8 protein-coding genes are annotated in these 11538 nt (G+C 54.6%); 3 read left to right on the plus strand and 5 right to left on the minus strand.

What is annotated here, in order from left to right; genetic code table 11:
* The first annotated feature begins 26 nt into the window (after positions 1-26).
* The 3 genes from QEH53_RS22250 to QEH53_RS22260 all read left to right on the plus strand — a co-directional run bounded on the left by QEH53_RS22250 (position 27) and on the right by QEH53_RS22260 (position 6380).
* On the plus strand, positions 27-662 hold the full coding sequence (locus QEH53_RS22250) for a hypothetical protein (RefSeq protein WP_309025437.1): 636 nt from the start codon (positions 27-29) through the stop codon (positions 660-662).
* A 91-nt stretch (positions 663-753) separates the two neighbouring features.
* Positions 754-5919 carry a M12 family metallo-peptidase gene (locus QEH53_RS22255; protein ID WP_309025438.1) on the plus strand — a complete coding sequence of 1722 codons (5166 nt, stop codon included), beginning with the start codon at positions 754-756 and terminating at the stop codon, positions 5917-5919.
* 74 nt (positions 5920-5993) lie between these two features.
* Positions 5994-6380: a metalloregulator ArsR/SmtB family transcription factor gene (locus QEH53_RS22260; protein ID WP_309025439.1), complete on the plus strand. Its 387-nt coding sequence runs from the start codon at positions 5994-5996 to the stop codon at positions 6378-6380.
* A 31-nt stretch (positions 6381-6411) separates the two neighbouring features.
* Here QEH53_RS22260 and QEH53_RS22265 read toward each other — a convergent pair whose 3' ends face one another.
* From QEH53_RS22265 to QEH53_RS22285, 5 genes are all read right to left on the minus strand, one after another.
* Positions 6412-8163: a SulP family inorganic anion transporter gene (locus QEH53_RS22265; protein ID WP_309025440.1), complete on the minus strand. Its 1752-nt coding sequence runs from the start codon at positions 8161-8163 to the stop codon at positions 6412-6414.
* 85 nt (positions 8164-8248) lie between these two features.
* The gene (locus QEH53_RS22270) at positions 8249-8671 is read right to left on the minus strand and encodes an arsenate reductase ArsC (RefSeq protein WP_309025441.1); all 423 of its coding nucleotides are present in this window, start codon (positions 8669-8671) and stop codon (positions 8249-8251) included.
* Between the two features lie 20 nt (positions 8672-8691).
* Positions 8692-10431 (minus strand): arsenical pump-driving ATPase, encoded by a 1740-nt coding sequence (gene arsA, locus QEH53_RS22275; RefSeq protein WP_309025442.1) that lies wholly within the window; start codon positions 10429-10431, stop codon positions 8692-8694.
* Positions 10432-10468: 37 nt separating this feature from the next.
* Complete coding sequence (arsD, locus tag QEH53_RS22280) at positions 10469-10864, minus strand: arsenite efflux transporter metallochaperone ArsD (RefSeq protein WP_309025443.1); 396 nt, start codon at positions 10862-10864, stop codon at positions 10469-10471.
* A gap of 115 nt (positions 10865-10979) precedes the next feature.
* Positions 10980-11441 (minus strand): hypothetical protein, encoded by a 462-nt coding sequence (locus QEH53_RS22285; protein WP_309025444.1) that lies wholly within the window; start codon positions 11439-11441, stop codon positions 10980-10982.
* Positions 11442-11538: the final 97 nt, after the last annotated feature.

The raw sequence follows: 11538 nt of genomic DNA on the forward strand, positions 1-11538 counted from the left end.
ATATCCGTCTCTGTACATAATTGGATATGAAGAGAAATAGAGCCGTTGCAATTAGCGTGTTGTTATTGGCCGTCGCTTGGGGAGGCGGCCTTTGGCTGTTGAAAGATACGGAGCGCTCCCCTGTTGATCGACCTCTGCAGGGAGGAGAAAATGGGGAGCTCGAGCAAACGGGGCAAGCTCTCGAACGAGATAAATCCTCTGCCACCATCGAGGCTCAGTCCGTGCCAGGGAATCGGTCCGAAATCGAGGCGATTCAGATTCGTGCTGTCTCTTCTTTGCCGCTTGAAGAAGGCCACACCCACCGCTTAGGGCTGTGGTTGGGGGCTTTGGATCCGGCGCCAACTCTTTGGAATCCACGTTCGGTCGAAGGCCGAGACGGCCTAGAGTTTCGTCTGACGACTCCAGATGGCGAGGAGCACGAGCTCACGTTTGATCGCTTTTCGAGATTTGGGCCTCGCAAGGGCACCTACTCGGGAGAAATTCGTTCTACTGCGGCATCCCAGGCTGTTTTCAGTTTTGTGAACGATGCTGTGGTGGCGACGCTGCGTTTCCCGGATCAGCAGATTGCGTGGGAGATCCGGAATCAAGGTGAGGGAGTCCAGCTATTCGAGAAGGTCGATTTGAGCAAATTGAAGTCCTGCAGGGCGTGCCGCCGTGAGTGATCACGTTGTCCGGATACCAGCGGTATGTCGTTGTTTGTTCCTACTGCTACTATCGCAGTTAGGGACAAGTCTAGCCCGCAGTGAAGCTCTGGTGCTCGACCTTCTCATTGTCTACACAACCTCGCTCGAAGAGGTTTACGGCGGCTACGACGGAGTGGAAGCTCTGGTGCAGAGCTCTGTGGTGACCAGCAACGAGGCGTTCAGCAATAGTGGCATCGACCTCTCGCTCAGGCTGGTTGGCTTGCGAAGCGTCGACTACGATGAGGACAAAACGAATATGGACGTCGACCTCAATCACCTTCGTCTACGCGATGGCGTGATGGACGAAGTTCTTGAATGGCGGGACAATATGGGGGCGGACCTAGTCTATCTTTTCCGCGGCGACAATCCTTCTATAGATCACATAGGTAGCGCGTATCTGCTCCGTGAGACAAACGGGGCTCCGAACTTCGGGTTTGGGGTCGTTTCCGGACAGTATGCGATTAGCGATCTTGTTCTCCAGCATGAGATTGGTCACAACCTCGGGGCAGCTCACGATCCTGACAACGCGGATGGGCCGGGATTGTTTCCCTATTCGTACGGGCATCGTTTTGGACCTCCAAATTCGCCGCGCCGCTTTCGCTCGGTCATGGCGTATGCCCCTGGAGCGGAGGTGAACTACTTTTCTGGGCCGGATGTCTTTTTCGATGGTTTCGCTACGGGAGCCGAACAGGCCGATAATGCCCGCACATTGCGTCAAACAGCTTCAGCGATTGCGAACTACCGTGGAAGTCGCCCGATCAAGCCCGCAGCTAACGCTGGTCCGGACTGCGAGGTGGACGACCTGGACAACGACGGACGCGGCGTCGTGCAGCTCGATGGTAGCCGCAGTCGTTCGCTGGATGAAATTGTCAGGTGGAGGTGGACCTGGAGTGGAGGTTCGGCCGAAGGTGAAACTGTGGAGATCCAGCTGCCGGTGGGAACCCATGAAGTTCAATTGGCGGTCACGAACCAATCCGCGCAAAGCCATTCCGATTCGGTGGAGATCACGGTCGATTCGTTCTCGCCGATCGTCCGGACCTTTTCCGGTCACGACCGTTTGTTTGTGTTGAGGAAAAATGGGAAACTGTACGCCGCCGGGAGAAATATCGATGCGACTCTCGGCATCGAGAATTACGGTTCTCGGTTGACGCGATTCGAGAGAGTTCCCCTAGACGGCGTGGTAGAGGTCGCAACTGCGGAATATCATACCTTGTTTCGCCTCGAGAACGGAGCCGTCTACGCGAGCGGCTCGAATCCGAACGGTGCTTTGGGGATCGGAGAAAACAAATATTTTGCAGATCTCGAGAAGGTCTTCGACTCTGGAATCGTCTCCATCGCAACCGCATTCGCTTTTAGCCTTTTTGTGGACGAAGACGGGCGCGTCTTCGGAAGCGGATCAGATTGGCCCGGCGTTTTTGGAATCCCTCCGGGTAATTTCTACTATTCACCTACCTTGATCTTTCCCTCTGATGCCAAGAAGGCAGTGGCGGGAAGTGACTTCTCCGCCATTCTCAAAAAAGACGGAACGCTCTGGGCCTCTGGTGAGATTCTTCGGTACGCCGAGCCGGAACTTCGTTCCAGCGAACATGCGAAATTCCACCAGATAGGCGGTAGTGGATTTGTGGATATCGCTGCGGGGCAGCGGCATCTCGCGGCGCTTGCGTCCGACGGGAGCGTTTGGACAACTGGGGCGGCGGGCTCCGGTCAATTGGGGAGCGGTAATACAGACAGTGAGCAATACGGTTTCTTAAAGGTATTGGGTGCGGGGGCTAGGGCCATCCAGTCCGGACCGTTCGCGACCTTCATCACTCTTCAGGACGGCTCAATCGTGGGGGCGGGAAATTACCTGCCGACTCAGTTCTTATTGTATCCAGAAGATCAATATAGCTTTGTTCCGCTTTTTAGAGGACGCGCTACGCAGCTCAGCTCTGGAACGGACTATGGGGCAGTTCTTCTCAAAGACGGTTCCTTGTGGGCGATGGGATCGAATCAATATGGTCAATTTGGTCTTGGGCTCCATGGAGACATTTATTCTTCGCTCAACAAGATTTCCCCCACGACTAATTCACTATTCGAAAACCTTCCTCCGACGCCGCTTGGGAAGGTATCTGGATTTGCGATCGACTTCGACGGCGATGGTTTTGCCAAGGTGCAATTCGACAGCTCGCAGTCTTATGATGATTGGTCGATCGCTTCCTACAAATGGACTTGGCCGGAGGGGTCGAGCGAGTTGGCGAATCCGGAAGTTATTCTCGCCACTGGCACGGTGCCGATCACGCTTGAGTTGACGGATGACAATGGTGTTTCCGCGAGCCAGAACTTCACGGTTGAGGTGAAGCCACTTACGCCGGTTAGCCAAGTTTTGGCTTTGGAGAACCGTATCTTGCTCATCAAAGAGGACGGGTCGCTGTGGGGAATTGGTCACAACTATTACAATGCGTTTGGAATCGATCAGGCTAGGAGTCGCTTCGACGTTTTTGAACCACTCTTCGATGAGGGTGTCGTGCAAGTCGCAGGTGGTGAAAACCACACCTTAGTCTTGATGGAAGACGGTTCGCTTTGGGGTGGAGGCTCGAACGCGGCTGGCCAACTAGGTCTCGAGTCCACCGGCGAGTTTTCGATGAAGCAAATCTGGCCAAGTGGTGTTGTGGAGATCTCGGCTGGATCGCATAACAGTATCTTCCTGCTCGAGGACGGAACTGCAATGGGGATGGGCTCCATCTATTCGGGGCAAGCTGGAAGTTCTCAAGAGCTAGTCCCTCGTATTCTCCGCGGCTCGGACGTCGTCCAAGTGCTGGCATCCGACCGGTTTAGCGCTTTGTTGCTCGAGGATGGTAGCGTCTGGGTGTTCGATTCGCCCTTTTCCAACCCTAGGCCAGAGAGAGTGCTGGTGGCAGGCGTCAGTCAATTATGCAGCATTGGAGACAAGACGCTCTTCTACCAAAAGAGTGATGGGTCGTATTCGGCCATCACTAAAGATTCGAATTTGATAACGGTAGGTGACTTCTATTTTGGCCCAAACTCGAATCCGCTGAAGTTTTTCGGGGAGCATTTTCGCGATATCTCTGCCTCTGGTGACCAGGTTGTGGCGATAGATGACGACGGACGTAGTGTTGGCACTCCCATAAATCGCGGAGACGAATATTCGAAAGTCCTGGTTGCCGGTGAACTCGACGAGCATTTCGCCAGCGACGTTCTCTCCGTTTCCATCAGCGAATCGTATCGGGTCTTTCTCCTCGAAGATGGCTCTGCTTGGGTGGCCGAAACTTGGTCTGGTTATTATGCGAGACACCTCGATCAGGTCTCAAAACCGACTCCGCTTTTCAAGATAGCCAATGGAAGTCGCTCTCGCGAAAACAAGCCGCCGATTGCAGCGGTGGACGTTCCAGATACTTATTACGATTTCATCGAGAAAGGAGGCTCCTTGGTTTCACTGGATGGTTCACCATCGAGCGATGACCGCTCTATCGCCGTATGGGAGTGGACATGGGGAGACCAGATTGCGTACGGCCGAGTCTCGACACAATATTTTCCGATTGGCGATACCACGGTAAGCTTGCTGGTGACAGACTACGACGGGGCTAGCGACTTCACGACTTTTACAGTATCCGTCCGAGACGACCAGCCAATTGCTGCCCTTTCCGGAGAGGTGGTTGTCTTAGAAAATGGACAGGCGTATTCATCCCACCCCACTCGCCACGCAGCCGATGATCTAGCTTCGGTCCAAAGCTATTTTGGCAAAACCATTGTGATCGATAAAAGCGGAGGCGTTTGGGTTGCCGGATCGAATTATCACGGCGAACTTGGACTCGGTTACATTAGTAGCAGTAGGTCCCCGTTCACTAAAGTGTTCGAAAGCGGAGCGGTCGACGCTGCTATAGGAGCGAGTAGTCTCTATGTCGTGATGGAAGACGGTTCCTTGTGGTCTACTGAAAATCGTGGGCTGGTGGCTGAAAGCCAATACCCAGATCCCAGCGAGAAAACGTGGGCTCGCATCCGTGATTCGGAAGTGAAGCAAGTAGAGGCTTACGACGACCTGGTTCTTTATCTGGAAAAGAACGGGTCCGTATGGGCATATGGATACAACAATATTGCCAAGCTAGGACCTTATTCCTACGGCGAATTGATACCGCCCGATGAACCCTACCGACTCATGTCTAGTGGGGTGGAAGAACTCTATTTGGGAGCGGGAACTGTGCTCGTCGTAAAGAAGGATCGAAGCCTGTGGGGGATGGGAAACAGTCAAGCGGGCGAATTGGGTGCGCCTGGCTATTTCGTAGAGGATCTCGTGAAGCTCTCGCCTGGACCAGTCAGCAAGGTGGCGATAGGCGATAAACTAAACGCTTGGTTGCTCGAAGACGGCTCGCTCTGGGGAATTGGCGATTGGATCGGGTTTCAAGGACATGGATTCGAGCCTAGGTCACTACCCGTTCGTGGGAGACCCCTCCTGTTCGCTGACGTAGCCGACTTTAGTCTCGTTGGGTCGCAGATTCTGGCGCTGAGAAACGATGGGAAGCTGTACATCGCAGGTTATGGGACTTTCAACGAACACCTTCCCCAAGACGAGTGGAGCGGTCCCTATTGGAAACCGCTTAATGATAAGTCGAATAAGCGAGGTGTATTGCCTCCTATTGCCGATGCAGGACCGGATTTGGAAATTTATGCAAGCGGAGAGTGGAGCTACGTCATCTTGGATGGGTCGCTATCGACGGATGATTGGGCGATCGCAAAATGGAAGTGGAAAATCGATGGCTACGTTTCTGATGAGCGCCGGGTCGGCTTACAAATTTCGGAAGGCGAGTACCTTGTAGAGCTATGGGTCGAGGACGAGTTTGGTCAGGAATCCTTTGATACGATGACTCTCACGGTTCTGAGCGGATCACAGGACCAAGCAGCCCTCCAAAGGTATTTTACCAAAGATCAAATCGACGATATGCTTGATCCTTCCCATTCAGACTTCGATGGGGACGGATTTTCAAACAAGGACGAACTCCGGCTCGACACCAATCCCAATGACGCCCGATCACGACCGAAGCTCTCCTTAGTACGCAAGCGCGGCCAAGCGCATCTGCTTCTAAGTGGAACCAGCCGTGCTTGGCTTCTCAAAGTGTACTATTCCCATGATCTTGAAACGTGGACCGAAGTGGGTTCAGTCCGCAAAGCGCTGCAGGGTTTGGAACTGACCGATGATTTCACGGTGCCGATATTTTTCCGTATCGGGCTGCCCGCCGAATAGGAACTCTGGAGAGCGGGTACGAGGACTTTGACCCGTTTCGTCGCGCAGTTGGGATTGACTGAATATTCTCTATAATGGATATCAATGAGCCTATGGACTGCGTTTCGATCTACAAGAGCCTGGCCGAGGAATCTCGTCTGCGCATTTTGAACCTTTTGCGGAAGGGGCCGCTTTGCGTTTGTCATGTCCAAGAGGCTTTGCAGATGCCACAGCCGAAGGTTTCGAAACAATTGGCCTACTTGAAGAAGCATGGCTTATTGGATTCGCGTCGCCACAACAATTGGACCATTTATGAAATAGCTGCGGCGGACGAGTCGCTCTTCGCGGCGAACCTAAGAGAATTGGAACGCGTATTTGCGGAAGGTATGTTTCGTGATGATGCGAATCGTCTAGATAAGTTGGATACAAGTATCGCTTGCGTACAGCGTGACGATGCCTGCTGCGAGGGAGAGTGCTGCTGAGGGGCTGGCGACGCGAAGTCGCCCTGCTAGGCTATTCTTCAATGGTCTTTCTTCCGAATAGCATGATCTCGGCGGACTCAACACCGAGCAGGTTTTGGGCGCGTTTCAAGGCGTTGCGCGTGCTGAGCGTAATGTTGTCTGGGGTGAATTCCATGAGATTTTCGGCTCCGAGGATTTCGCTTACGCCGGTGTTGGTGAGGACGCGCATGATCTCCGGCATGGCACCACTGACCACCACTTCTACTCCGCGGAGGCGAGCTTGCTTGACGAAATCACCTATAGCGAGGGCACCAGTGGCGTCGAGGTGGCGAGCGTTCTTGAGACGTAGTATGATGACCTTGATCTCTGGGATGACGACGAGTTGGCGTAATTGCTCCTCGAATACATCAGTAGAGCCGAAGAAGAGGTCCCCCTCAACGTGCATGATGGAAATCGCAGCCGTCTCGTCATCATGTTTCTTCTCCGTCAGTTCGCCACGTTCGTTGAATCCGTATTCGACGAGGTCTGGCGTAGATGCCTTTTTCAGAAATAGCATTACCGAGACGGCAACACCGGCGTAGATAGCAGTGTCGAGCGGGAAGACAAGGCCGCTAAAAAACGTAATCAAAAAAGTGGTACAGTCGGACTTGGTGGCTTTTACCAGAGCCTTAATCGTGGCGGGCCGAATGAGGGAGACGCCGACGAGGATGACGAGGGCAGCGAGGGCTGCCTTAGGGATGTACCCAATAATGGGGCCGAGCAGAAGGGCTCCTACTACGAGTATGGCGCCGCTTATCATAGAGGAAATGGGCGACTTGGCTCCGCTGGCGTAATTGAGCGTGGAGCGGGTGAGCGAGCCTGAGACAGGCATTCCTGAGCCGAATGCATTCACCGTATCCGCCACGCCCATACTGATCATTTGCTGCCGGATGTCGACGGTGTCGCCAGCCTGGGAGGCGAGTGACTTAGCGATCGAAGCACTCTCGAGAAGGGAGAGAAAGGCGATGGCGAAGGCGACGCCGAGCAGGTCGTGCATTTGGTCCCAGTTGAAGCGAGGGATGCTGATAGGCCAGCTGCCGACAGGCACTGAGTCCAAAGATGGGAAACTTATTCCGAAGCGCGGCAGGTACCAGGCGGCGGATGCAGCGAGGGCAAGAGTGACGGCGACGTAAGGAACGACCCTGAACCAGCGCTTGAAGGCAAGGGCCACGATGATGGTTCCGACGGAAAGCCCCAGCGAAGCAGGTGAGAAAGAGCCTATATGCTCGAAAGTGACGATGAGAGAGTCGAGGAAGGTGGCGGCTCTGGGGGCATCGATACCGAGCGCTGGCTTGAGTTGGTTGACGATTATGAGCAGAGCGGCTGCGCTGACGTAGCCGGTGACGACGCTGCGAGAAACATAACGAATTACGATGTCGGCTCGAGCCATAGCGCCCACGACCATGATAGCTCCAATCATGAGGAGGAGTAGCGGCATCGCGGCGATGCGGGTCGCTTCGGGCCAATCTAGTGAAAGGAATCCGCTTAGGAGCAGGACTGCGCTTGCATTAGTGGGGCCCAGCATGAGAAAGCGGGAGCTTCCCAGTAACGGACCAGTAAGCGAACCAATGGCGCTGGAATAAATGCCGAAGTTGACTGGTAGGCCCGCAATCATGGCGTAGGCCATGCCTTGTGGAAAATCGAGCAGGGCAACGTTGGCACCTGCTTTGGTGTCTGAGAGAAAGTCCTTCTTGCGGTACCCTTTGAGGAACTTAAGAAGAGGGAGGGTGAATCTACGTGGTTTTCTCTGGTCGGTTGAAGCCATCGTTTCCGTCTGGCAGCAACGGACCATCTAGCAGACGTGTCAAAGAAAAGATGAAAGCATGGTCGGCGTCCGGCCGTTATCCGCCTTACTTTTCCAGCAGGCCAGCGGCGTAGGCCTCGAAAACGATCTTGATCTCGTCTCGTATCCGGCGAAAGGCTTCGACGAGCGACTCCCCCTCGCGCTGGGCGTGTGGGGGATCTTCGAATCCCCAGTGGTAGCGGTTGACCCTGCCTGGAAATGTGGGGCAGGCTTGATCGGCGTTTCCGCAGACTGTAATGACGGTGTCGATACCGGCGTCGAGGAATTGGTCAAGATGCTTGGAAGTGTGGGTTGAAACGTCGATGCCGATTTCCTGCATGACTTCAATGGCTTGCGGGTGGACGTAGCCGGATGGCTTGGCTCCGGCTGAAATGACTTGGTGGGCATCGCCGAGCGCGTTTCTAAGAATGCCTTCGGCCATGTGGCTACGGCAGGAGTTTCCGGTGCAGAGGATGAGGATCTTTTTCATTTGGAAAGGAGCAAAGTCGTTCAAGCTGTGGGTGACCAATGGTTGATCGCGTAGCGAGTGGCGTGTTGAGTGGCTACTTCGCGGATGAAGTTGTGTTCGAAGGCGCCTTTGGCGAGAAGTTTTGGGTCCTGCGTCGCGTTAGTATCAATACACTGGTTGACGATCCAAGCGTGGGGTTCGATGCCAGCCCGGCGGAGGTCTTTTTGTAGTTGTGCAGCTTCGTGCACGGGGGTGGCTTCAGGTAGTGTAACGATCAAGGTTTTGGTGAATTTGGGATTCCGAAGGCGAGGCAGAAGATGCTGGACCGATTCCGGAAGGGCTGCGGCGTTTTTGAGCACTTCGCGATGGTAGGCTTCGGTGGCATCGAGCAGTAGGAGGGTGTGTCCAGTAGGGGCGGTGTCGAGAACCACGAATTGCTCCTCGCCCTTAGCGACCTCGAGAGCGAAGGCGGTGAAGACCGCGATTTCCTCTGTACATGGGGAGCGGAGCTCTTCCTCGAGAAGTTCGCGGGCAGCGGTATCGAGGTCCTTGCCGGTCGTCGCGAGAACGGTTTCAACGTGTTGTCGAGTGACCTGCTTAGGATCGATCGAGCTTACGGTGAGGCAGTCTTCGGATTGTAGGTCCTCCACGTGATTGGCAGGATCCGTAGTAGTGAGAAGGGTACGTTTTCCGCGCTTGGCCAGTTCGAGAGCGATCCTCTTAGCGAGGGAAGTCTTTCCGACACCGCCTTTGCCCATGGTCATGATTACGCCGCGTTCAGAACTTGCTATATCGTCGATGAGTTCGTCAAGCGACGGGTGGGCTTCACTGTGGATTTCTATATTTGTCCTGACAACGTCGTCGTCTGTATCTGAATACAGAGAGCGGAGTCGATCGAGCCCGGTGAGGCCACTGACACGGTACGGGGCTTCGAACTGTGGTAAGGCGCTCAGGGTTGCAGGGATGTCTCGGAGGGCATCTTGGCAACGCTTTGCGAAGGCCTGGCTCATGGGGTCGAAGGTTTCGGAAGAATGGAAAACTGCGTTGAGAAGAAGGGCTTGGTTTTTGATTCCCAGTTCTGAGAGCTCCTTTTGAGCTCTATCTGCTTCTCTGAGCGAAGAGGTGTCGGCACGGGCTACGAGGGCGAGTGTCGTCTGGCTTGCGTCTCGCAGGGCTGCGAGGGCTTTTTCATAGACCTCGCGTTGGTCTGCAAGTCCCGATAAGGGCCCGAGGCAGGTTGAGCCGGACTTGTTTTCGGCGATGAACTCGCTCCAGGCGGCGGGTAGGGCGAGCAGACGCAGCGTGTGTCCGGTAGGTGCTGTATCCAAAATTACATACTCGTAAGAGGTTACTGATTCGGGCTTTCCAAGTAAGCTGGAGAATTCGTTGAAGCTAGCGATTTCAGTGGTACAGGCTCCAGAGAGTTGTTCCTCGATGTTGCGAACGGTTGCATCCGGAAGCACTCCGCGAATGGGGCCCACAATGCGTTCGCGATAGTCGCGAGCCGCGGACTCGGGATCGATATTGAGTGCATCCAGTTTGCCTTCCAAACCTCTTACCGGAGTGGGTTGGTTGGAGAGTTCGGTGGCAAGGACTTCGTCGAGGTTGGAAGCGGGGTCGGTGCTGACGAGCAGTACTGATTTGCCTTTGTCGGCGAGGGCGACTGCTGTGGCACAGGCTAGTGATGTTTTTCCGACGCCGCCTTTTCCGGTGAAGAAGAGGAAGCGAGTCGCTTGCTCGAGGAATGCGGTAATGGGCTTTGCTTGAGTATACGTGGGCATGGTTATTGCGGACGAGGTAGAGCTCGTCCCTCCAATGTTAGCAGCAGCCAGTTGAAGGGTCGCAGCAGGATTGTCTCATGCTGGCTTTGGGGGCGTCCGCTTTTACGAAAGTCAAAGGAGCTTTTTCGGATGGAAGTCCGAGAACTTTCTCAAGTTGAGCTGGAGTCGGGTAGGTGCCACGGAAATAGAGGCTTCCGTTTATGAAAACGAGAGGCAGGGCGGAGTCACTGTCCTTTTCCAGTATGGCTTTGACTTCAGAATTTTGGGCGAACGCCAGTGGCTCTTGAGCCAGGTTGTGACGGGTGACTGAGACGGCCTTTGCCTTCAGGCGTTCCAGAGTGGAAGCGAATGCGGCGAGCTCGGAGTCGGGCGTGGGGCCGCAGACGCCGGTGGAGCAACAAAGGGCAGGATCGTAAACTTCTATAGTATTCATGTTGGTGAATATGAACTTCCTTGTGCGCGAACGTCAAGGAGTATATTCACTTTGAAGAATAATGAGTTTTAGTCCTACACCTTGGGCAGGTCTTCGGCTCTGTTCCGCTCTGCGGCTAGAGGCCGCCTGGGCCTTGCATTTGGCGCTGGAGTTCGAGCTGGAAGGCCTCGATGTCCTCGGGGCTTGGCTGATAGTCGGGGCGGTCGGAATCGAGGCCGAGTCGGCCGTAGGGATCGACGGTCCAGTTTGCGGTGACTCCGTCGCTGAAGGTGACGTTTCCGCTGAGGGCAGCCCCGGGGCGTTTGATTTTGTCCATCTCGACGCTTACGGATCCGTCTCCGACGAGTTCCGCTTCTGCAGGTTGGGCTTCCAGAGATTCGGCGTCGACTTCGGGTTCTGGCTCGGGTTCGGGAGGTGCGGCGAGGTCGAGGTTGAGATCGTCCATGAGGAAACGCACTTCCATGTATGTCATGGGGATTTTGTACTCATCGACGATGAGGCGTTGGATGTCGGCGATGCCGGCTCCGTCTGCGAGGCGTTCTGCTATTTGGCTCTTTTGCTCTTTGGTAAGGGACATGGTGGGAAGAGTGAAAGGTGAAGACTGAAAAGTGGAAGGATGAAATGATTAGGGTGGCTTTTCGAGTCAGATGTATTCCGGAAAAAGAAAAGCGCCT

Origin of the sequence: Pelagicoccus sp. SDUM812002, assembly GCF_031127835.1 — a bacterium.
In the GTDB taxonomy this organism is placed as follows: domain Bacteria; phylum Verrucomicrobiota; class Verrucomicrobiia; order Opitutales; family Opitutaceae; genus Pelagicoccus.

Coding starts and splice junctions, on each gene's coding strand:
- QEH53_RS22250 (WP_309025437.1), top strand. CDS start 27: ATGAAGAGAAATAGAGCCGTTGCAATTAGCGTGTTGTTATTGGCCGTC.
- QEH53_RS22260 (WP_309025439.1), top strand. CDS start 5,994: ATGGATATCAATGAGCCTATGGACTGCGTTTCGATCTACAAGAGCCTG.
- QEH53_RS22265 (WP_309025440.1), bottom strand. CDS start 8,163: ATGGCTTCAACCGACCAGAGAAAACCACGTAGATTCACCCTCCCTCTT.
- QEH53_RS22270 (WP_309025441.1), bottom strand. CDS start 8,671: ATGAAAAAGATCCTCATCCTCTGCACCGGAAACTCCTGCCGTAGCCAC.
- arsA (WP_309025442.1), bottom strand. CDS start 10,431: ATGCCCACGTATACTCAAGCAAAGCCCATTACCGCATTCCTCGAGCAA.
- arsD (WP_309025443.1), bottom strand. CDS start 10,864: ATGAATACTATAGAAGTTTACGATCCTGCCCTTTGTTGCTCCACCGGC.
- QEH53_RS22285 (WP_309025444.1), bottom strand. CDS start 11,441: ATGTCCCTTACCAAAGAGCAAAAGAGCCAAATAGCAGAACGCCTCGCA.